Origin of the sequence: Pullulanibacillus pueri (genome assembly GCF_014639255.1) — a bacterium.
In the GTDB taxonomy this organism is placed as follows: domain Bacteria; phylum Bacillota; class Bacilli; order Bacillales; family Sporolactobacillaceae; genus Pullulanibacillus; species Pullulanibacillus pueri.
Genome location: NZ_BMFV01000042.1, coordinates 1 through 22557, shown reverse-complemented (window position 1 = coordinate 22557; position 22557 = coordinate 1). Strand labels below are relative to the sequence as shown.

23 protein-coding genes and 1 other annotated feature are annotated in these 22557 nt (G+C 40.8%); of the genes, 8 read left to right on the top strand and 15 right to left on the bottom strand.

Annotated features, from left to right (window positions below; all coding sequences use genetic code 11):
• Window positions 1–142: 142 nt before the first annotated feature.
• From leuS to fbpA, 7 genes are all read right to left on the bottom strand, one after another.
• Complete coding sequence (gene leuS / locus IEV91_RS18990) at window positions 143–2563, bottom strand: leucine--tRNA ligase (protein WP_188499006.1); 2421 nt, start codon at window positions 2561–2563, stop codon at window positions 143–145.
• 211 nt (window positions 2564–2774) lie between these two features.
• Window positions 2775–3014, bottom strand: a binding site (T-box leader).
• A gap of 133 nt (window positions 3015–3147) precedes the next feature.
• Window positions 3148–4344, bottom strand: coding sequence for an MDR family MFS transporter (locus tag IEV91_RS18985; RefSeq protein WP_188499005.1), 1197 nt, complete (start codon window positions 4342–4344; stop codon window positions 3148–3150).
• A 1367-nt stretch (window positions 4345–5711) separates the two neighbouring features.
• A complete protein-coding gene (tbcS, locus tag IEV91_RS18980) occupies window positions 5712–6776 on the bottom strand; it encodes a tetraprenyl-beta-curcumene synthase (RefSeq protein ID WP_188499004.1) in 1065 nt (354 codons plus the stop codon).
• A gap of 168 nt (window positions 6777–6944) precedes the next feature.
• Entirely contained in the window at window positions 6945–7736 is a 792-nt protein-coding gene (locus tag IEV91_RS18975; protein WP_188499003.1) for an alpha/beta hydrolase, read from the bottom strand.
• A gap of 428 nt (window positions 7737–8164) precedes the next feature.
• The gene (gene metK, locus IEV91_RS18970; protein WP_188499017.1) at window positions 8165–9361 is read right to left on the bottom strand and encodes a methionine adenosyltransferase; all 1197 of its coding nucleotides are present in this window, start codon (window positions 9359–9361) and stop codon (window positions 8165–8167) included.
• A 270-nt stretch (window positions 9362–9631) separates the two neighbouring features.
• Window positions 9632–10132 carry an RNA deprotection pyrophosphohydrolase gene (gene ytkD / locus IEV91_RS18965; RefSeq protein WP_188499002.1) on the bottom strand — a complete coding sequence of 167 codons (501 nt, stop codon included), beginning with the start codon at window positions 10130–10132 and terminating at the stop codon, window positions 9632–9634.
• 168 nt (window positions 10133–10300) lie between these two features.
• The gene (gene fbpA, locus IEV91_RS18960) at window positions 10301–10486 is read right to left on the bottom strand and encodes a Fur-regulated basic protein FbpA (protein ID WP_229745657.1); all 186 of its coding nucleotides are present in this window, start codon (window positions 10484–10486) and stop codon (window positions 10301–10303) included.
• Window positions 10487–10871: 385 nt separating this feature from the next.
• On the opposite strand from fbpA, the gene IEV91_RS18955 reads away from it, so the two are divergent.
• From IEV91_RS18955 to IEV91_RS18940, 4 genes are all read left to right on the top strand, one after another.
• A complete protein-coding gene (locus IEV91_RS18955; protein ID WP_188499001.1) occupies window positions 10872–11504 on the top strand; it encodes an O-methyltransferase in 633 nt (210 codons plus the stop codon).
• A gap of 3 nt (window positions 11505–11507) precedes the next feature.
• Window positions 11508–12128 (top strand): DNA-3-methyladenine glycosylase, encoded by a 621-nt coding sequence (locus tag IEV91_RS18950; RefSeq protein ID WP_188499000.1) that lies wholly within the window; start codon window positions 11508–11510, stop codon window positions 12126–12128.
• A gap of 97 nt (window positions 12129–12225) precedes the next feature.
• Window positions 12226–12537, top strand: a complete 312-nt coding sequence (locus IEV91_RS18945; protein ID WP_188498999.1) for a hypothetical protein — start codon at window positions 12226–12228, stop codon at window positions 12535–12537.
• 290 nt (window positions 12538–12827) lie between these two features.
• Window positions 12828–13085, top strand: coding sequence for a hypothetical protein (locus IEV91_RS18940; protein ID WP_188498998.1), 258 nt, complete (start codon window positions 12828–12830; stop codon window positions 13083–13085).
• A gap of 1 nt (window position 13086) precedes the next feature.
• Here the strand turns inward: IEV91_RS18940 and IEV91_RS18935 are convergent, their stop codons facing one another.
• Genes IEV91_RS18935 through IEV91_RS18925 form a run of 3 tightly spaced genes read right to left on the bottom strand, consistent with a single transcriptional unit; the run spans window position 13087 to window position 14082 of the window.
• On the bottom strand, window positions 13087–13413 hold the full coding sequence (locus IEV91_RS18935; protein WP_188498997.1) for a hypothetical protein: 327 nt from the start codon (window positions 13411–13413) through the stop codon (window positions 13087–13089).
• Between the two features lie 13 nt (window positions 13414–13426).
• Entirely contained in the window at window positions 13427–13825 is a 399-nt protein-coding gene (locus IEV91_RS18930) for a hypothetical protein (RefSeq protein WP_188498996.1), read from the bottom strand.
• A 53-nt stretch (window positions 13826–13878) separates the two neighbouring features.
• Entirely contained in the window at window positions 13879–14082 is a 204-nt protein-coding gene (locus IEV91_RS18925) for a hypothetical protein (RefSeq protein ID WP_188498995.1), read from the bottom strand.
• 91 nt (window positions 14083–14173) lie between these two features.
• Between IEV91_RS18925 and IEV91_RS18920 the strand changes: the two genes are divergently transcribed.
• Together IEV91_RS18920 and IEV91_RS18915 are read left to right on the top strand one after the other, a co-directional pair.
• The gene (locus tag IEV91_RS18920; RefSeq protein ID WP_188498994.1) at window positions 14174–14617 is read left to right on the top strand and encodes an Hsp20/alpha crystallin family protein; all 444 of its coding nucleotides are present in this window, start codon (window positions 14174–14176) and stop codon (window positions 14615–14617) included.
• A 95-nt stretch (window positions 14618–14712) separates the two neighbouring features.
• A complete protein-coding gene (locus IEV91_RS18915; protein ID WP_188498993.1) occupies window positions 14713–16155 on the top strand; it encodes an amidase in 1443 nt (480 codons plus the stop codon).
• 111 nt (window positions 16156–16266) lie between these two features.
• Here IEV91_RS18915 and IEV91_RS18910 read toward each other — a convergent pair whose 3' ends face one another.
• A complete protein-coding gene (locus IEV91_RS18910; RefSeq protein ID WP_188498992.1) occupies window positions 16267–17034 on the bottom strand; it encodes a fumarylacetoacetate hydrolase family protein in 768 nt (255 codons plus the stop codon).
• Between the two features lie 89 nt (window positions 17035–17123).
• Here IEV91_RS18910 and IEV91_RS18905 point away from each other — a divergent pair, with 89 nt between their 5' ends.
• Entirely contained in the window at window positions 17124–17276 is a 153-nt protein-coding gene (locus IEV91_RS18905) for a hypothetical protein (protein WP_188498991.1), read from the top strand.
• Window positions 17277–17788: 512 nt separating this feature from the next.
• Here the strand turns inward: IEV91_RS18905 and IEV91_RS18900 are convergent.
• The 4 genes from IEV91_RS18900 to IEV91_RS18885 form a co-directional block, all read right to left on the bottom strand.
• Entirely contained in the window at window positions 17789–18964 is a 1176-nt protein-coding gene (locus IEV91_RS18900; RefSeq protein WP_188498990.1) for a quaternary amine ABC transporter ATP-binding protein, read from the bottom strand.
• Between the two features lie 37 nt (window positions 18965–19001).
• Window positions 19002–19850: an ABC transporter permease gene (locus IEV91_RS18895; RefSeq protein WP_188498989.1), complete on the bottom strand. Its 849-nt coding sequence runs from the start codon at window positions 19848–19850 to the stop codon at window positions 19002–19004.
• Window positions 19851–19923: 73 nt separating this feature from the next.
• Window positions 19924–20934, bottom strand: a complete 1011-nt coding sequence (locus tag IEV91_RS18890) for an ABC transporter substrate-binding protein (RefSeq protein ID WP_188498988.1) — start codon at window positions 20932–20934, stop codon at window positions 19924–19926.
• Between the two features lie 403 nt (window positions 20935–21337).
• A complete protein-coding gene (locus IEV91_RS18885; protein ID WP_188498987.1) occupies window positions 21338–21814 on the bottom strand; it encodes a DedA family protein in 477 nt (158 codons plus the stop codon).
• 393 nt (window positions 21815–22207) lie between these two features.
• Here IEV91_RS18885 and IEV91_RS18880 point away from each other — a divergent pair, with 393 nt between their 5' ends.
• A complete protein-coding gene (locus tag IEV91_RS18880) occupies window positions 22208–22390 on the top strand; it encodes a cold-shock protein (protein ID WP_188498986.1) in 183 nt (60 codons plus the stop codon).
• The last annotated feature ends 167 nt before the right edge of the window (window positions 22391–22557 follow it).

Sequence of the window (22557 nt, the reverse complement as noted above, 5' to 3'; positions counted from 1 at the left end):
ACATTAGAAAACTTGGATTGCCGCCAAATCCTCATGGCGAAATCCAAAGTTGCACTTATAAGGTCCTCCACAAAGCTATAAATCCTGATGTCATGAGAAAACTTATGACGTTAAAACAAAGGAGGCAGCTGCCTCCTTTGCATTAATTTGCAACTATATTCACAAGTTTTCCAGGAACAACAATCACTTTACGAATCGTTTGACCGGAAATTTTTTCTTTTATAATTTCATCGTCAAGCGCAGCCTTTTCAAGCGCAGCCTTTGCGGTATCCTTTGCTACCTTAATCTTTGATCGTACCTTACCATTAATTTGCAACACCACTTCAACGGTGGATTCTACAAGTTTAGATTCATCATAAGTGGGCCAATTCTCTAAGCTAATGGAAGAACTCTGCCCAAGGATTTCCCAAAGTTCCTCTGCTAAATGCGGGACAATCGGTGACAATAATTTCACAAAGCCTTCAACAAACGCTGTAGGGATAGTGTCTTGCTTATTCGATTCATTCACAAACACCATCATTTGAGAAATCGCGGTGTTAAAGCGTAAATGACTGATATCTTCTGTGACCTTTTTCACGGTTTGATGATAAACTCTTTCATATTCTTCGCTCACATCAACCGTTTCCTTTACCTTCGCACTCAATGTCCCTTCTTCAGTGACAAGTAATCGCCAAACACGGTCAAGGAAGCGTCTTGCGCCATCTAATCCTTCATTACTCCAAGCAATAGAAGCATCTAAGGGGCCCATGAACATTTCATATAAACGCAGACTATCAGCGCCATAGGCATGCACAATATCATCAGGGTTCACGACATTGCCCTTAGACTTACTCATTTTCTCATTATTTTCACCGAGAATCATGCCAGGATTAAAGAGCTTTTGGAAAGGCTCTTCTGTGGGCACTACACCAACATCAAAAAGGACTTTATGCCAGAAACGCGCATATAGTAAATGGAGAACAGCATGTTCCGCTCCACCGATGTAGACATCCACTGGAAGCCATTTTTTTAATTTATCTGGATCTGCAAGCACTTCTTTATTCTTAGGATCAATAAACCGCAAATAGTACCAACAGCTACCGGCCCATTGTGGCATAGTGTTGGTTTCACGGCGTGCTTTCATTCCCGTTTCAGGATCAATGGTATTCACCCAATCCTCAGCAAGTGCCAAAGGAGATTCTCCTGTCCCTGAAGGTTTAATTTCCTCCATTTCAGGAAGGGTCAAGGGCAACTCCTCTTCAGGAACGGGTTTAATTGTCCCATCCTCAAGATGTAAAATAGGAATCGGCTCACCCCAATAGCGTTGACGGCTGAACAACCAGTCCCGTAAACGATAGGTCGTCTTTCTTTCTCCAGCCTTATGAGCTTCTAACCAATCAATCATTTGATCAATTGCTTCTTTTTTCCCTAATCCATCGAGAAAACCAGAATTCACATGAATTCCATCTTCGGTATAGGCCGCTTGGTCAACATTGCCACCACTCACGACTTCGACAATCGGGAGTTCAAACTTTTTCGCAAATTCCCAGTCACGTTCATCATGAGCAGGCACCGCCATAATGGCCCCAGAACCGTAAGTGATTAAAACATAATCCGCAATCCAAATGGGGAGCTTCTCACCATTGACAGGATTAATGGCATAGCCTCCTGTGAAGACACCCGTTTTTTCCTTGGAGAGCTCTGTGCGCTCTAAGTCACTTTTACTTTGGACTTCTCGACGATAGATATCCACGGTTTCCGCGCGTTCAGGCGTTGTAATTTTATCAACCAAAGCATGTTCAGGCGCTAAAACAACATACGTTGCACCATAGAGTGTGTCAGGTCTTGTGGAGAAAACCGTAATTTTTTCATCAAAGCCCTCCACATCAAAGGTAATTTCCGCACCTTCAGATTTGCCAATCCAATTGCGTTGCATTTCTTTAATGTGCTCTGGCCAATCGACTTTATCAAGATCATTGAGGAGTCGTTCCGCATACTCAGTAATCTTAAGCATCCATTGTTTCATCGGTTTACGAACGACCGGATGTCCACCACGCTCACTTTTCCCATCGATAACTTCTTCATTAGCAAGAACAGTGCCAAGTGCTGGACACCAGTTCACAGGGACTTCATCAATATAGGCAAGCCCTTTTTCATAAAGTTTTAAAAAGATCCATTGCGTCCACTTATAATACTCAGGGTCGGTCGTATTAATTTCACGCTCCCAATCATAAGAGAACCCCAAAGATTTTAATTGGCGACGAAAGTTATTGATATTATGATTTGTAAATTCCCGAGGATTGTTCCCCGTATCTAATGCATATTGCTCGGCTGGGAGTCCAAAGGCATCCCAACCAATGGTATGAAGCACTTCGTACCCTTGCATACGCTTAAAGCGAGCCAGAATATCCGTCGCTGTATAACCTTCAGGGTGACCGACATGTAAACCGGCTCCCGAAGGATAAGGGAACATATCAAGAACATAATATTTATCTTTTTCAGAATCTGTATTTGTTGAAAATGTCTTGTGTTCAGCCCAATACGATTGCCATTTCTTTTCTATTTTGCGATGATCATATGACATTCCTTAATCCTCCTTGTCTTTCAGGCCATGTTCAATATTAGAGAATCCAAGTCTTGAATGGCGAAAGGGTCCATTTTTAATAGTATTTATTTTTCAAAATCATGTTCAAAAAGGAAGGGATAGGAGCCAATGGGACTCAGTAGCCACTCCCTAAATTTATTGAACACCTTCATGAGAAACCATAATAAAACCCCCCGCCCTTAACGTTAGCGTTAGGGACGAGAGGTTGGTTAACATGTTTGTCAGATTTCCCGCGGTACCACCCTGAATTAGTGCTTAGAGCGCACTCACTCATGATACCTTAACGCGGTTTAACGTCGATCGCTACTCTCAAATGTTCACGATCGCAGCTTAAAGGCGAGTTCAAATTATCGTTTTGTTGACTTGCACCGTATGTCAACTCTCTAGAATAAAAACGATCGATTTTACTATTCCTCATCATCGCTGTTCAATCATATGAAGCTTATTCAACTTGGTACAGCCAAATTGGTATGTTAGTTTGTATTCTATTTAATCCTGAGATGAATGTCAAGCCCATACATAAATTTTTATAGGCAAATAGACCGAAAGTCTTTTTTTACAGCTTACATCTCAGTGGTTTCTTTTCGAAACACATGATTTTCTAAAGGTTTATCGTAAATTATTGAGGTTATAATGGCTCCAATAAAGAGGAAACAGAGGACAATAATCAGAAGCTGTATATTAAACACATCCACTATTAATCCGCCAAATAAAGGGCCAATCATCCGTCCGCAGGTCCCCGCACTATTGACAAACCCTTGATAAAAGCCTTGACGTCCCTTCGGCGCTAAGCGATTAGCTATCGTAGGAACAGCTGGCCAAACGAGCATTTCACCTAAAGTTAGAATCACCATCGCCAACATGAAGACAGGAAAACGCGTCGCAAAAGAAAGAATCACAAAGGAAGCAATAAACAAACAAATGCCCGATACCATTTGGATTTTGGTTTGCGGTACCTTCTTTGTCACAATGGAGACCAGTGGCTGTCCAAGAACAATGAGCAAACCATTTAAGGTCCAGAGTAAACTATAGAGAGAAAGCGGAATGTTGAGCTCCTGCGTATAAGAAGCAATCGTGGACTGCCATTGCACATAGCCAATCCAACATAATACCAATCCTGAACATAGGATTATCAAGGCAATAAAAGGGCCCTTATGTTTAATCGGTTTTGATTGTTCAAGAATATTGGTCTGCAAGTGCCTTCCTTCGTTTCGAGAGTCTATGGTTTTATAAGTCAAAAAGGCAAAAACCGTAAAACACACAAAAAGGAAAGCATTGACTGAGAAAATCCAATTAAAAGAAAAAGAAGCAACGACACCGCCTATTGATGTTCCAATAGCCACCCCAACATTTTGTGAGACATAGATAGCATTAAAAGGTTTTCTCCCACCATCTGGCCAAACCATTCCCGCCATCGCAAACATGGCGGGAAAAATGATCCCTGACCCAAAGCCTACAATAGTGAGCAAAATTGCGTAAGGGAGTGTAGAATGAAAAATGGTTAATAAGAGGCCGGCGGCGGTGGTGATCCCCAGTCCAATCAGTACCGAGCGATATCCGCCTACTTTATCGAAAAGAATGCCTCCAAAAAGGTTACCCACAATCCCTGCTCCTGAATTCAACATTAGTATCAAACCAGCAAATGACAGAGAGTGTCCTAACATATTATGAATATATATCGTATTCAATGGCCAAAGAAAGGAAGAACCTGTCGTATTAATGACCATACCTATTATAAGAAACCACAATTTTTTTGGCATCAAGCAACTCCTTCCTCATGTAGACCCTCTAGATGTTAAGTACGTCAATGCCATTTAGAAAACTTGGCTTATACCTCAGCACTTCATTAAACACAGCCTGATGGTTGTACTCTCGCACCCTCTCACTTAGGGTGCCGCCAAGCCTTAATGGCGAAAGCCTAAGTTGCTCTTATAAGGTCTTCCGCTATATTATAAATTTCTGATGTTATAAAATAAGCCATGAATAGTTTACTCTGTAGCAGCACTTTTGGCAATAAAGAAAACATCCAACTTTTATCCTTTGAGAAAAAGCTGGGACAAAACAAACCAATAAATGCAAACGCCGAACAATAAAACTTTAGAGGCCTATAGAAGAGAAAGGAGAGCGTAGTCAAACCGCGGAGACTCCCACACGCGTCCGAAGATCCACTTTGGCGCACAAAAAGATCGACTTCAGAGCGAGCTGAGGCCGTGCCCGTGGAAAGCGAAGTTCTTTGATGGCGTGAACCGTCTTATGCTAAGAAAAACCGGGCGTAAAGCATGCCCAGTCCTTATAAAAACACGGAATAAGATTTTAATCCCAAGAGGCAGCGTCAGCAACCCAGTTGATCGGAATGGAAGGCGCGAGACTCCTTCGGGAACAGCACGCGTCCGAAGATCCATTTTGGAACACCATTCATCCATTCCAAAATTAGCTGAGGCCGTGCCCGAGGAAAGCGAGCGCTCTGGAGTGGAGATCCACACCGTTCTGCTGGCCAATAATTTTATACTTTCTTACCTTTTGAGAAAAACCGGGCGAAAAAGCATGCCCGGTCCTCATTCAGTTGGGCATTAAAAAGTTTTTTACCAAAAGGCTTCGTCAGTATCAAGTGGATTAGAGCGGAAGACGCGAGATTCGGAATACTTATACAGAGTGTGTTCCTCAGCGCCGCTGACTCACGGATGCCTAAACTAGAGTCCTTCGGGAACAGCAACCAGCGTTACTTCACGAGTAAACTTCGAGTTGTTCCGAGAAAGCTGACGACGAAGCGATACGAGTAGACGCAGGAACAGGGGTTTTTAGTCATAAATACTTGGGAAACTCGATTATCATCCCAAGTTAGCTGAGGCCACTAAGGACGATCGGCTAAAAACGTCACGTCCTGTGACAACGCCGACCCTACCCACATCAAAAAATCGTAAAACACGATATTTCTGCGAGGATTATTCTCTTAGCAGCTTTCCTTAGTCGTGTGGGCATGAGGAAAGCGAGCGTTCTGAACGCGTAAATCCACACCTTCCTAATGACCAGAATTTTATACATTCTTATATTTTAAGAAAAAGAAAATCCGTTCATTCAAAAGAATGTTCGGATTTTTCTTTGAGTGAAATACTTCTTAGTATGTTTATTATAAGCCTGGCTTAATGCGTCTATATAGCCAGCCATTCATCAGAAAGAACCATCCCGCACCGCCTGCTTTACGAATAATTCTACGTGCCAATCTTCTCACTTTATTTTGCTCATTCACCTTTTGATCTGCTAAATAGATCGCCAGCAACCCCTTATTAATCAAACGATGAAAATTGGCATGGGGAAGGACAGCGATACTCAAATCCGCTTGCTTTATAAAATGATTAAATCGTTCAATGAGCATCTCCTCATTTTCATAGTAAAAACAAAAATTGAGGTCCCCACCTTGCTTGTCCTCTTCTTGGTCAACAAAATAGTCAAGTAAAATGTGCAAGCCTTGAACCCAAGGAAAATAGCCTTCCTTTATTCTACTCGCTAATGTTTCCATCGGATAATCGGCTGCAGCATAAGAAACAAGGCAAAAAATGCCAAGTGTCGATCCTGAACTTGCCGAGAACTCATACCAACTCATCTGCGGTAATTGATCTTTATATTGCCCAAACCACTCTTGGAGGCGTGGAACGCGTAAATCATGCTTGACATGTTTATGTACTTGAAGGTCACAATAATAGCCTGCTAGTTCATGTAGCATCGGCTTGATGGTATTATAATCGTTTAGCGTGGCCAAAAAGGATTGACATGTTTCAACTAACTGTTCGAGATAGCCAGCATCCTCTTTCTCAGCACGATGACGATAATAGTCATTATGAGGAACACCAGGTGTCAAAGCATGCTTCATCGCCTCATGTAAGGCCTCAAAATCAGCCGGATCAAGTGACGTACTGCGATCACACAAATTATCTAAATAATCGCTTATGGTCTGGTATGCGACGATAAACTTAATTACCTCGTTCTTTCGGTCACCGGCAATTAAACTATAAATCCCGCCACCTTCACAGTGAAAGGTCTTCGACTGAATACTTGCGAGGGCCTGTTTTCTAAGTTCTGGATCAGGTATGTGCTCAGCCCTCTTTTTCCAGGTGCTCAATTCTTCACGTACATCGGGTAATACATTACGATAAATATTCGTCATCAATCCCCATGCTCTCGTTGGTACCTTCATACGTATAAGTCCCCACCTTCTCCTACTGATCTCTTTTTAGAAAACTTGACTTACACTTGAACGTTTCGCTAAGCACAGCCTGATGTTCGTGCTTTCACACTCACACTATGGTTGTCGCTAAGCTTAAGTTGCACTTATAAGCTCTTCACAAAGTTATAATTTCTAACGTTATGAGAAAAAACGATTGACTTTACTAAGCGTATATTGAAACACTTTCTGGCGTTCGGGTTCATTGAAAATTTCATGATAAAAGCCTGGCCATTCCTTATAGAGTTTGTATTGAAGTGGCAGCTCGTTAAACCATTGGTGAACAACATGCTTATCGACGATTTTATCACTACCGGCCTGCAAAATAAACAAAGGGACATGAGGAAACCGATCTATTTGCTGAAAAGCCTTGACCATCGCTTGATCTAATTCAAAATACCATCGTAGTGAAACCTTCTTCACAATCAATGGATCTGTCGCATCTTTTTCTAAGATCTCTTTATTATGAGTAGCTAAAATATTTTCCGATTGCCGTTTGATCGGGATACGAAAACGTGGGGCTAGAATGTTTAACGGACTGACAGCCTTCTTTAACCACTCAGGGGGTGGAACCTTCAACCCTAGACAAGGAGAAGACAATACGACCGCTTGGGGCTTGAGACGTTTTTCTTGAAGCGTACGTATCACGACGAGCCCCCCAAGACTATGGCCAAACAAGATATACGGAAGTCTAAAGGTACGTGCTGTATCTATCCACTTACCGACGGTGGTTATATATTCACTAAAATGATCAACATGGCCTTGGTGTTTTGGATTTCTCCCTTGGCCGGGTAAATCACCTAAAACAACGTGGAAGCCTGCTTCTAGCCATTGTTTCTTTAACCATTCATACCGTCCGTGATGTTCGCCGGCTCCATGCACAATCACGACAACGCCTTTAATTTTATCTTGCCCTGATTTCCAGACCCACATGCCTCTCCCACCTTATCTAAGCAAAATTAAAAACACTCCCCACCATAATAGTATATTAAAAGGCATTCTGCCATTTGATAAAAATCTTTACACAAATCACAGAAGTGCTTGTCTTTACCTCAAAAGAGCCACATCAGGTATGCCCAAAAACCTTTTTTGTGATGCTAAGTCTAATATTGAGCATGGTGATTGTAACCAATAATAAGGATTTCAAAATGTACATGATGAGCACTAAAAAGTCTTAGAAAGCATGTTTGATATAGACCGTAATGTTAACGAAGAGGTGGATTCAGCTTTAAGCTGCTTGTACAAAGAAGAAGCCGATTAACAAAAGTGGCACCACACTGACATGGACCCTACTGATATAAAAAAACTGCGGAAAATCCTACAAAAGGGTTTCCCACAGTTTTCCGTTTTTCTTATTGCGCTTATTTTGCTCGCTCTTTTAATAAATCGGCCTTGTCTGTTCGTTCCCAAGGAAGCTCAACATCTGTCCGACCAAAATGACCATAAGCGGCTGTCTGTTTATAAATTGGGCGCTTGAGATCTAGCATACGAATAATACCTGCTGGGCGTAAATCAAATTGTTCACGAACCAGTGCCACTAAACGTTCTTCTGAAATGCGCCCTGTATCAAAGGTATCAATAGAAATAGAAACCGGTTGGGCCACACCAATGGCATAAGCAAGTTGAACCTCACATTTATCAGCCAGTCCGGCAGCAACAATATTTTTAGCCACATAACGAGCGGCATAGGCGGCTGAACGATCAACTTTTGTCGGATCCTTACCCGAAAATGCACCTCCACCGTGACGCGCATAACCTCCATAAGTATCCACAATAATCTTACGTCCTGTTAAACCCGCATCACCATTAGGACCCCCAATGACAAATCGCCCTGTTGGGTTGATAAAATATTTTGTGTTTTCATCAATTAGTGTATCAGGAACAATCGGACGAATCACATGTTCTGTTATATCCCGCTTAATTTGCTCTAATTCAATTTCAGGATGATGTTGTGTAGAAATGACAATGGTATCTACTCTTTCAGGCTTCCCGTGTTCATCATATTCAACGGTCACTTGTGTTTTTCCATCGGGACGGAGATACGGAATTGTTTCATCTTTTCGAACTTCAGCAAGGCGACGAGAGAGCTTATGGGCTAAAGAAATTGGCAAAGGCATTAATTCTGGTGTTTCATTGACTGCAAATCCAAACATAAGGCCTTGGTCGCCTGCACCAATCGCTTCAATTTCATCATCACTCATCGTACCTTCACGCGCTTCTAAAGCCTGATTTACACCTTGAGCAATATCTGCAGATTGCTCATCAATGGAGGTCAAAACAGCGCAAGTATCTGCGTCAAACCCATACTTAGCACGGTCATAACCAATCGTTCTAACCGTATCACGAACCACACGAGAAATATCAACATAGGTATTGGTTGTAATTTCTCCTGTCACTAGCACTAATCCTGTGTTTACGGCTGTTTCGCAAGCAACCCTTGCATTGGGATCACTTTTAAAAATTTCATCAAGAATGGCATCAGAAATTTGATCACATATTTTATCTGGATGTCCCTCTGTCACAGATTCAGAGGTAAACAATCGACGTGAATGGGTTATACTCATCTATAAAAATCCTCCTTGCATTACATTCCGGATATGCCAGTAACGGTTCTTTTGCTCTTGTTATGTAGCGTCTCCAAGGCGAATCACACTATCCGTCCAAGCTATCATAAAAGATATACCATTTTTTTCTCGTAAAATCAAAAAATTCTCGTTGAGGTTGGGCCTCTTATCGATAAGATTCATGAGTTATGTACAGCCTTTGCCCTGGATAATTTTATGGAAAACACCGCTGACTTCTTCAGCTTTTAATAGAAAAGCCAGGCGTCAGGCCTGGCTTTTTCTATTTTTCACTAAATGATGGCGAATATGTTTTAAGCTTTCCTCAAGGACTTCATCCTTCATCATAAAAGAAAAGCGATGATTATCTTTAATATTTTTTGGTAATTCGTTTAAAAAGATTGGACCTTGAGTTTCCATATAATCGTCCTTTAATTTAACCTCATCGATTTTGGCAAAATAAACATTCTTAATAATGGTTCCACTCTTGCCCTCAACTTTGTATTGTCCAATATAATGAATAGACGAAACATGAGCACCTGTTTCCTCATAAACTTCACGAATAGCGGCTTCCTCTGCAGTTTCCCCCTTCTCAACTTTTCCTCCTGGAAACTCCCAACCCCGACGTGGATGTCGGGTCAGTAACCATTGATCGTGAAATTGACAAATCACCCAAACATGCTTTGGATGTGCCGAAAACGGATTAAGATCGCACGAGAATGTCACCTTGTTCTGATAGTAATCTTCAAATATGACCGAACGATTCATAGTATAACTCCCTGTATATTCTACACACACTAAATTCCTTATTAATTGTAACATAATATAACAAATAATGGCCTGCTTGCCTACATTTATGATAAAAATAGCCTTTTTATTAAAGGAGAACACAAATGGCGCCCCTAATAAAGACGCCAAGCGAGGTCGAATGATTTTTTAACCTATGTCATCTTCTTCAGATTGCATCATGTGTTGATAACTTTCCCACTGATTTTCAAGTTCCGTAAGGGTTAAACGCATTAGCGCTTCCCGATCACCTTGAAAACCTAATGCTTCTAACCGTTGAATAAGCTGTTTCTTTCTTTGCTCTACAGCCAAACGAAGCAAGTTCTTTCTTTCCAAAGCCCTTCAACTCCACATCTTTTTACCTTCATTCTTGCCCTTCTCCATGATGAATAGACATATAAAGTAAAACTTCATGACTACCAAAGTTCACCTTTTTCCAAAATTCAACAGGTGAAACATAACCCCTGACGCATCACACCCCAAAAAGTAAAACAACTTTTCGGGGAGCTGACCAAAATGCTAATGGACACAGAGCCAGTGATGAATAAGCTACATCCCATTGCTTATTCCTTTTTCGTTAAGTGCTAAAACGGTAATCACACTCTGCTTCAAATTTTTGAGATAAACATTAATATGTCATAATAGATAACAAAGTGATTAAAAATAGTGAAATTAATTCAAACACATAGTTTTCACTAGACTTATAAGGAGGAGCTCTTTATTGAACGCCAATCAATATATCCAAAACCTATTTGTAAAAAAAGATCCAGAAGCTGAAGCCATCTTACAGTCTTTAGAAGATAATGAAATTCCCAATATTTCCATCCCTCCCGAAACCGGTCATTTTATGACATTATTGATTAAACTGTCAGGAGCAAAGAAAGCTCTAGAAATCGGCGCCTTGGGAGGATATAGCGGCCTTCATATTTTGCGCGGCCTCCCAAAGGACGGCACACTTCTATCATTAGAAATTCGCGATGAATATGTTGACCTTGCAAAAGAGAATTTAACCAAGGCAGGCTATGGCGAAAACATCTCTTATCGACTCGGTTCAGCTTTGGACAGTCTAGAACAATTAAAGCAGGAGAAAGAAACCTTTGATCTCTTCTTTATTGATGCGGATAAGAGAAACTATATCCATTATTTAGAGGCATCCATTGCCCTAGCTCGCCCTAATGCATTGATTTTAGTAGACAATACTCTCCGGGGCGGTCGTGTTTATGATCCCGAAAATCAAGAAAAAACAACGAAATTCATTCGTGAGTTTAATGAATATTTGAGTGATCATGCACAACTAGATGCGATCATCCTCCCAATAGGTGACGGGTTGGCCATGGCACGCGTGAAAGGCTGAACAATGAATCGAGCTTTTTTCAAGCAACCAACTCTCCAGCTGGCTCGTGCCTTGTTAGGTAAGCGCATTGTCCATGAACATGCTAATGGGTTACTATCTGGAAGAATTGTTGAGGTAGAAGCTTATATGGGCCCAGAGGATCGGGCTGCCCATTCATATGGAGGAAGAAGAACAACGCGAACTGAAGTGATGTACGGTCCTCCAGGATATGCCTATATTTACCTTATCTACGGCATGTATCATTGTTTCAATGTCGTCAGCGGTCCAATCGATAAACCTGAAGCCATTCTAGTTAGAGCTGTAGAGCCCATTGAGGGATTAGATCTTATGATTCAGCACCGGTTTCCTCAAAAGGCTGTTCAAGGACTAACTTCAAGGACTTTGCCCCATCGCCTTAAGCGGCAATTAACCAACGGACCTGGAAAGCTTTGTCGGGCTTTTGACATCGATCATCGCTATTATGGTCATGATTTGAGCCAATCCCCTTTAATGCTTGAAGACGATCTGAATCTACTGACACGTGATATCGCTTGTGGTCCTCGTATTAACATCCAATACGCAGAAGACGCTCGCGATTATCCCTGGAGATTTTGGATTAAAGACCATCCTTTTGTGTCTAAATAATGACTCAAAAAAATAGATTGTGTCCTCATGATCATAACGTCTTTCGCTTCTGGAAAGAATAATGGAAACGGATTGTCTAGAGCTAAGGAGGGTAACGATGGAAAAGAGCAATTACTACGTTAAAGTTGGCACTGGAGAAGTCCTTCCAGATAAAACGATGTCGGAGTGGGAATTTGAAATTCAAGCGACTCCTGAACAAGCATCTATGCTAGAAGAAGCATTAAGAGATGCGGATAAAGAATCATGGGAAAATTTTTTCCAAGCCCATATCCCTATCAAAGAATACAGTAGCTTTCACCAAATTGATGACTATGATCACAACCTAAAACATGCCTATGAAGCTATTCATGCTTTAGGAACTAAAGAAACTAAAGAACATATCGAATCCATGGGAATATTAGATGAATAAATAAAAAATAAAAAAACAGGTTTAAAAATGAGTGGATGTGGGAAATATATAAACAACCCTAACCCCAACACACTTTCATCCTATGCCCTGCCCATTGTGGCGGGGTATTTTTTTATTTTCATGAAGAAGAGCGGATATGCCCCCCAGCCGTTAGTGAACATAAATCATACCTATGATGTGGCTATCAAAATTGAACATAGACCCGATCATTTAATTTAACAAGCTGGAGTATACCTATATTCCCACCCGCGTTATAATATAAGAAGTCTTTAACGGAGAGGATGCTGTTGATGAACGCTATCGGAACCATTATAAAAAAAGAAGGCCAACTTATCGCCCTCTTTCAAGTCAAGCCCCACATCATAGCGCAGCCATATGAAGCAATAAACTATCGTGCTCAGCTGCGTCGGAAGTTTTCGCAAGTGCCGATTATTTTAATCAGCCTCATTGAAGGGAAAATTCACTTTCAAGGGGATGATCATTACATAAAAATGATTGAAGGCGATGCTTTGGATCAATACTCTTGGAAGCAATATACACATATATAAGTTAGTCTTTATCAGAAGATGGTGATTCAGAGTCTTGTGCATCCATTTTTTCTTCTATGTGCGCTTCCAACACGCCCTTCAACCACTCAGGAAGTTCAGTATCTTTCCCGTCTGTAAACAAATCTATAAAATCAGGATCATGAAGTAAACTGCGAATGTTTTCTATAGTATTGTGGTCACCTGTAATTGATCCAAAGCCTTGGTTTTGTTTTTTATGACTTTCAAAATGAGACATTTGGTTATTTCCAAGATTCATCACAGACGCATCGCTTATTGTTCCAATACGAATGTCCCCAATCAAAAAGATGGGTGAAAAGGAAGCCGTCACACGCTCACCCCCATTACTCATCAAATCGAAAAGTCATACCTTTCTCATGATGGTGGACTTCTTCTGTCGTTTCCGCTTGCCTGTGTTGTTTTTTCAGTGTAGCCTTAGGAACAGTTTTTTCCTTAGAAGGAGTTTTTGACTGTTGGGATTTCGGTTTTGCATCCACTTTTACTCCAAAGTTATTCCCAAGATTTAATGCACCACTTACCTCTTTGACATCCAACTTATCGAAACGGAATGTTAAGCTTTTGAGGACAGGGTCGTGAACATTCAAGTGATCGATATGAACATCATATGTGATCCCTTGATCCACCAATTTTTGAAGAGAAACCTCAAGCTGCTCCATTTTCTTAGTGAGTTCATCCATCTGTTTTTGTTGTCTTTTTTTTCCTTGTTTTCGATTAAAAAGCATAGTATCCCTTCTATCCTCACGCTTTTGACCTATACGAATACACTAATATAGCCTTAATCTGGTGCTTTCATAGGGTCGGGCTTAACGACGGTATGGATGTGGTCATGCATTTTATTGTTTTGCCCCGTGACTTGGCCAAAGCCTTGATTTTGTTGCCCGTTTGCTCGCCAACCGATTTGGACATTTCTCCCTGAGAAAATACCTGAAGACTGTCTCACTTCATCAACATGCAAATGGCTAAAACGGATGTTAACCATGACACACCCCTCCATTTTTATGACCTATATCTTATGTCTATTACGAATGCATTCAAGATATTTCACTCATCCTTAAGAAAGGAGTGAACTTATGGGACCTTTTATTAATCCAGATGACATTAAGTCTTATATTGAAAGCTTTAAAAAACCTTTTATGAATGGGCAAATGCCTAATAATGAGGAGATCCAGCGCCTAGTCATGGATTCCGTCGATCAATTTCTTCCCGAATTTTTACGTGGAAAGACAAGTGCCCAAAATCAGCAACCAAACGAAGACTATCAAGTGTTTGAAACGCATGATTTTGTCATTGCCCGTCTGCCTTTAAAGCAAGAAGCCCATCATCCCCCTAAACTCTTGATGGATACTTATCATCTCTACATTCAGGGCTTACCTAACAACGATAAAGAACTCACAATTAAACTTCCAGCCCCCATTCGCCCCAAAAATGCTAAAGCCGAGTTAAAAAATGGCATCCTCGAAGTTCGCATGCAAAAACGGGGCCCAGAACCGATGTCAGAGATTAGTGTGACTTAGGGTGATAAGGGGAGAGGGCGAGCTTCGCCCTTGAACGGAATGGGGACAAGCGGTATAATCAATCCATCATTTTTTAATAAGGTAGGTTCTTGATCATGACGATGACACAGTTAACCGCAGTGGAATTATTGTCGCACTATAAGAAAAAGTCACTTTCCCCCGTTGATGTTGTTGACCAACTGTTCGAGAAAATTCACGAGGTCAACCCTTCTCTGAATGCATTTGTGACATTAAATGAAGATGAGGCGAGATCTTTAGCTCAAGAGGCCGAAGAAAAGTATAAAAACGATGAAGCCGTTAGACCTCTTGAAGGCATTCCTATTGCTATAAAAGACCTCACCCATACGAAAGGAATCCGAACAACCTACGGCTCCCCTTTATTTAAGGATTATATTCCAGACCGTGATGCCACAGTGGTCAAACGCTTAAAAGATGCCGGTGCCATCATTATGGGTAAAACCAATACACCAGAGTTTGGCTACAAAGGCACAACAGATAATCCACTCTTTGGTCCTACCCGGAATCCTTGGGATTTAGAAACCAATGCCGGTGGTTCAAGTGGAGGTTCGGCCGCTGCGGTATCTGCTGGATTGGTCCCTATCGCGGAAGGAAGTGACGGTGGCGGGTCCATCCGAATTCCGGCAGCACTTTGTGGTATTTATGGATTTAAGCCTTCCTATGGGCGTATGCCCCATGATAACCATTTAGGCGGTATTTTCGGATCCCATGAACCTTTTCTTCATTCAGGCACCTTAACGCGAAGCGTAGAAGATGCGGCCCTTATGTATGATATTATGAAAGGCTTTACTACCACTGATCCTTTTGTCATCCCTGATAATGGTCTCTCCGCCTTTGAAAGGCTTAATCAAATGGAGACTAAACCGAAAATCGGTTGGACCTTAGACTTTGGGATGTATGAAGTTGATGAAGACGTTGCCGCTATATTTATGGAAACAATTGATCGCCTTTCAGAAGCAGGGTTTGAAGTCCAAGCGGCGGAGTTTGATATGAAAAAGGACATTCGGGAATACATTGAATACTTTGAGCAACTTTGGACCGTCGGTTTGGCCGCAAGTTGTCAAAAGATGGCCGAAGAACATCCAGAGGCTTTTTCTGAAGGATTGCTGAAAATGATTGAACGTGGCAAGCAACTTTCAGCTATTCAATTTAAAGCCCTTGAGAAGGATAGAGCTTATTATTGGCATCTCTATCAATCCCTTTGGGAAAAATACGATATATTGTTATCTCCCACTCTTGCGACGCCTGCTTTCCAATACGATTGGGATGGTCCACCCACGATTAATGGAAAGAAAATAAAGGCTGATTCCGATTGGGTTATGACGCAGATCTATAATATTACCGGTTTCCCGGCCATTTCACTTCCAGCGGGTTTAACCCCTCATGGTCTTCCTGTAGGTGTACAAGCCGCCACACAACGACTTGAGGATGAACAGTTGTTACAGTTTGCCCGCTATTTCGAGACACATTTACCTGCATTAGCAGGGGCCGTAAATCAGGAAATAAAACAGTTGAAATAAAACGTTTAAAGGGTGCCGAGACATTCGGCACCCTTTTTCGTATACAGATATTATAGAATGAACATTTAGTTTCTTGTCCCGCTTCAAAAGCTTAACACTTAGAAGAGCTATTTAACGATTCGCTAAAGCGACGGTATTTTTCAAGATTCCGATTCCAGGAATAGTAGCTTCAAGCTTGTCCCCTTCTTGGAGAGGACCGACCCCAGCTGGCGATCCAGTCAGGATAATATCCCCTGGGTATAACGTCATGACATCTGTGACTGTTTCAATGATTTTTTCAATGGAATGGACAAAATTATTAGTGTTTCCATCTTGCTTGATCTCGCCATTTTGTCTTAATTGAACGGGCACCTTATTGGCCTGAAGATCAGTTTCAACAACAGGTCCCATCGGTTTATATGTAGGATAAGATTTTGAGCGGGTGAATTGCCCGTCCTTCATCTGCAAATCACGATCGGAAATATCTAACCCTATGGTATAACCAAAAATAGAGTCAAGCGCCTTCTCTTTGGACACTTTATGTGCTTTTTTACCGATAACAATCACAAGTTCAGCCTCAAAATCAATGCGATGATCAGGTTTAGCCAGTAAAATGGTTTCGTCAGGCCCAGTTAGAGCCGTTGGCGACACCATAAACATCATAGGTTCTTCAGGTAAAGGGAGACTGAGTTCCTTAGCATGATCAACATAATTAAGACCAATGGCGACCATTTGATAAGGCTCAACAGGACAAAGTAATGTGACATCATCAATATAATGAACTCGATCTGTCGGTGCTGAGGTTTTCTTAAGGTAAGAGCCTTTAAGCTCAATGACGCGATCGACATCAATCATGCCGTATTTTATTTGTCCTTCATGAAGAAAGCGACAATATTTCATAAAAAGTTCTCTCCTATTCAAAAGATTAATTGTATTTTAACACACTTCAACATAAAATAAATTAACCACAGTTAATCGGGGGAGATAGCATGCTTGAACCTGTTGGAGTATGTGTAGATTGTGGAAAAACGGTGTACTGTGACGGTGGCTTTCTTGGAGGGGTGATCTTAGAGGACCATACCTTACGCTGCTCTGATTGTCATCATGAACGAAAAGAAACAATAAGTGAGAGCACAACTTAAATGAAGACATCGGCGCCGTCAGAGGTCTACCCGCATAAGCTCGGGTGGACCTTTTTATTGTTTACTTTTCTCTTCAAAACATGTGGTTTAACCCCGATTCATCTTTCGCGACATGGTCAAATAAGTCTAAGACATCCTTCTTCCTTTTTCATACATGATGAACAACCGATTACTTTTCCCCTCTTATTTTTTAAGTTTAAAGTATGGTCATCTCTCTTTTTGTCTCTTTCGGAGGCAAAAAAGAGACTGGGACATAACGAAATAAGCCTCATAAAAGGATACCCATTTTAGTATTGCTTTGTCATCTGTTCCTAAAGCTTCCCCAATACTTATACAAGAAACTTTTCCCTTGAAGATAGTCGTTAACAGCACTTAATTTTTGTTCCAATGTAAATTTAGCCATAAGAAAACTGCACCTCCAATTGTTAGATGGTGTCTAACAATTGGGGTGCAGTTCAAAATCGTTCGGTTTTTCCTTTGTCTTATATACTTCTATTCCAGCCTCTTTTTCATTACTGTGAGGCGAGGCTTGAGAGTACAATGGCTCTCGGGACAAGACCCACTAATTTTTCTTCTCTCACAATAGCAATAGGATATTTTGTTTGGATGGCTTTATCAATTAAATCTTGCATATAGTCGTCTGGGGCAGCGATCTCAAAATTGTCAGTCATAATACTTTCAAGTGAACGCCCAGCCGTCTTGGCCTCTAAGGCATCGTCAATAGTAACAAGGCCCTTAAGACGCATTTCTTTATCAACGACATACACACTGGAAAGTCCATTAGATTTCATTTCTTTAATCGCAACGTTCAGTCCATCCTTTAGGCGGACAAGAGCATTGGGCTTAATCATGACACCTTCTGCCTGAATAATTTTAGAACGATCAATGTCTTTTACGAATGCTTCTATATAGTCGTTTGCCGGATTTTCTAAAATAGCCTCAGGTGTTCCGACCTGTTCAACCTTTCCATCCTTCATGACAGCAACGCGGTCCCCAATTTTAAAAGCTTCGTTGACATCATGAGTGATAAAAATGACAGTTTTTTGGAGTTTGTTTTGTAGATCGATGAGCTCCAACTGCATCTCACGGCGAATTAACGGATCTAAAGCACTAAAAGGTTCATCCATCAATAAGATATCAGGATCATTGGCAAGCGCCCGAGCTAATCCAACACGTTGCTGCATACCTCCGCTCAATTCATTCGGATATTTGTCTTCCCAGCCCTTTAAACCGACTGTTTCCAGACTCGATTGCGCAATTTCCATTCGCTTCTTTAAGGGGACTTTACGAACTTCTAACCCATAAGAGACATTTTCGATAATCGTCCTATGGTCAAATAAACCAAAATGTTGAAAGACCATCGCAATTTTTTTCTGACGGTATTTTTTTAATTTATGACGATCATAGGTTGTAATGTCCTCACCGTCCACTAAAATACTCCCAGATGTCGGGCGATTAAGAAGATTAAGACAGCGAATGAGTGTCGATTTTCCACTCCCTGACAATCCCATAATCACAAACATCTCACCCTCTTGAATATCCAATGAAACGCGCTCGACACCAACCGTGTGCCCCGTCTTTTTCAAAATTTCTTCTTTAGATTTCCCTTCCTTTACAAGTCTTAACGTTTTCTTAGGATGGGGCCCAAATATTTTTGAGACTTCTTTAATCTCCATTTTAAGTGTCATAAGTTTAGACTCCTTAATTTTTTCTCCTTTTAATGCTCTACTTTTTCTGGAATGTATTCGAAATCGCGAGCGTAATTCGATCAATAATAATGGCTAAGAAAACAATACTTATACCGGCTTCAAAGCCTTTGGCCACATCAATCTGCCCTAGTGCAGTTAACACTTCAAGTCCGAGGCCTTTTACACCGACCATAGAAGCAACAACGACCATCGCGAGTGCCATCATCGTTGTTTGGTTAATCCCCGCCATAATAGTCGGCATCGCCTGAGGGATTTGTACCTTGGTCAGTAATTGCCATCGCGAGGAACCGAAAGACAGACTCGCTTCGACCACTTCTTCTGGCACGCCACGTATAGCCAAATTGGTCAATCTCATCACTGGTGGCAAGGCATAAATAATCGTTGAAAGTACACCAGGTATCAATCCCAAGCCAAAGAAAAAGAGGGCTGGAATAAGATAAACAAAGGTTGGCATCGTCTGCATACCATCTAAAATAGGCTTAGCAATCATTTCAAATCGCTTACTATAGGCCATAAAAATGCCCAGTGGAATGCCTATAATCAGTGAGATGACCACACTTGAAATGACTAAACATAAGGTGTACATCATTTCATCCCAGTAGCCAAAAATCCCAATAAGAATTAAAAAGATCGCGAACAGAATGCCCGAGGATACCGATTTAAACTGGCAAGCTAATAAAAAGATAACGAGAACAAAGAACCACCAAGGCATCCAAATGAGGAAATCATTAAAGTGGCTAAATACCCATAATAAGCCATTACTAATTCCGTCGAAAAACGTCTTCCAGTGAACCGTCAACCAATCGACTAAATCACTGACGTAGTTCCCGACGTGGAATGTCAAACCTGTTGGAAAATCAAACATGACAAAGGTTGCCCATTTGCAACCACCACCTCGCTTCCGGTTATTATTTACTTTTATTATCGTTCTTTCTTTTTTACTTCAAGGCAGACTTCACTTTTTCCGCAACATCTTCTGGAACCCACTTTGACCATAAATCTTGATGTTTTTTCAACCACCATTGCGCTGCTTCTTCAGGAGAGGCATCATTATCTTGCATATAGACAAGGGCTTCACCGGTTAAGTCAGCAGAGGTCTTGTATTGGCTCAGAAACTTTACAACTTCTGGTGCTTTCTTCTCAAGATCTTTATTCACTGAGATATACACTTCGTCAGGAGGAAACTCAGTACCATAATTTTTTTCCCAGATTTTTTTATTATAGGCGGGTGCTTTAAGAAGCGTTAGATCATATTTTGCGGTGATCCATGTTGGGGTCCAATAATAGCCAACCCATGCATCGTGGTTTTTAAAGGCTTTGACGATTGACGCGTTGAGGGCGCCTTCAGAGCCTGGGGTAAAAAAGTTAAACTTGTCATCTAATCCAAAAACACTCACTTGTTTTTGCGTTATTTTTTGTGCTTCTGAACCACTATACCCTCCAATAATTCTTCCTTTACTCGGATCTTCTGGATCCTTAAATAAATTTGCGTATTTCTTTAAGTCATCCACTGTTTTTAGATCGGGTGCCATCGGTTTAATCCCTTTATCAGGATCGCCTTTAATCATATAAGTTGGAACATAAAAACCTTGCCTACCTTCGTAGTTCTTTGAAACTGTTTTTATATCCCCTTTCTTTAAGGCGTCGTTATAGGCATCTAACATGTTATTAGGCCATACCTCTGTCAGAACATCAATATCGCCTTGCCTTAGTCCTGTAAAGGTAGCCGCTGTTGATCCACTGGTGACCTCCATCTTATATCCATAACCATGTTCGACAATAAATCCTGCAATGAAATTATGAAGACGGATACTATCCCAGTTGGCATCTCCAAAAACAATGGTGCCTTTACTTTGGTCGGCACTTGATTTTTGTGTCCCACTATAAATGCCAAGACCAATAAGAAGACATAACATCCCTATCCATATAAAAGACCATTTATATTTCATTTTTCGCTCCTTTCGTTTTGATACTATAATTATCCATGAATCCATAAAAGCTCACAAATACGATTCTTTACGATATTCAGCAAATAACATGTATTCTGTATTATTTTTGGGACTTCCATTGCCGAAAGCCTTTCATTCCTCAGCATTAGCCCCCTTTCCCACAATTTCATCGGCTTTTGGATAATAACCTTTACCCCTTATGATTCAACGGTAAACGTCTTTGTTAGGACTTTTTACACAGAACTTTTCTTTGGATCGGGATGGATTTTCTGGAAAAATTTAAAACTACACATATGGTTAATGAGATTAAATGCTGCTTTTCGATGAGACGAGGAAAAACGATAAGATGACAAATGGAGCCCGTTTTAAGCGAGAGAAACTCAACGGGCCTTTAAGAGGGCTTTTATAATAAGTTTTTAATCACTAAGATGGCTTCTTTTCCAATGTAAATCATGACAAAGCACCATGGAAATATCCCTATAAATGTTAAAGCAAGATACGGACCCAATTTGACTTTAGTAATACCCGCGACATAAGAAATATAGTTGCCAATGCCAAAAGGGCGTGTGACCGCAATACTCCATAGTCCATATTTACTAAACCAATGTTTGGCCTTATCAATGCCCTTGCGCAATCGTTTCTTAAAAAATGTATCAAGGGTATACCCTAGATAGTATGGAATAAGACTCGCAAGTGTGTAGGCCATACTCATGGTCACCGCAATAAGTAGCGATTCCCATAGATTAAAGTCCATAACATAACCGTAAGCTAAAACGATGATAATACCTGGAAACGGAACAGAGGAGCCTTCAATCAACATGGTAATAAGCAGTCCAATAATACCGAGGTTTCCAAGCCAATCCAAAACAAGTTGTATCAATCATAAATTCCTCTCTAAATGCAATGCTTTTATAGAAACCCAGCCAACTAAACTATCTTGGTATTGGCCAAAGTCACATCCTTATTTATCTTATACTGAACAAGGCTTTACTGTCTATCTGCTATTAGTCGCCAATAAAGATACAAGCGATGGATTTTTAAAATGATCAAATTAACGGATACCTTTTGCTTACTATGTAATCAACTAAGCATAACACTTAAAGAGATGTCTAAAGAAAATAAGACGGACAAGTTATTAAAGAACTTTTTTTCCAAGTTCGGAATTCCCTCTAGGTTTAAACACTAATTTTCTCAAAATACGCCCAGTTCATTTTATTTTTTACCACATTTAGGTTATAATAAAAGGAGCAAGTGATACTAAGGGGGGATCAGTATGGCGTTTAACAAAAATAATCGCGAACCCATTCCAGAGGAAGAAACGGTTGTGTGGGCTTGCACAAGTGAAGATTGTCCTGGTTGGATGAGAGACGCCTTCTCCTTTGAAAAGGAACCTAAGTGCCCCTTATGCCAATCTGATATGGCAAAAGAAACAAGAACGCTACCTGTCGTTGAATAAAGTAATGTGTAACGTTTGAAATAGTTAAATAAAAAGACGCCCATGTTTAAAATGGTACCTGTAGGTAGGACACTTGAAAAAGAGTGTTTCACCTACAGGTGTTTTTTTGTATACTTGAATTTCAGAATATCGGGATTAGGGGACAACATGAGTAAAATAACTTTTTC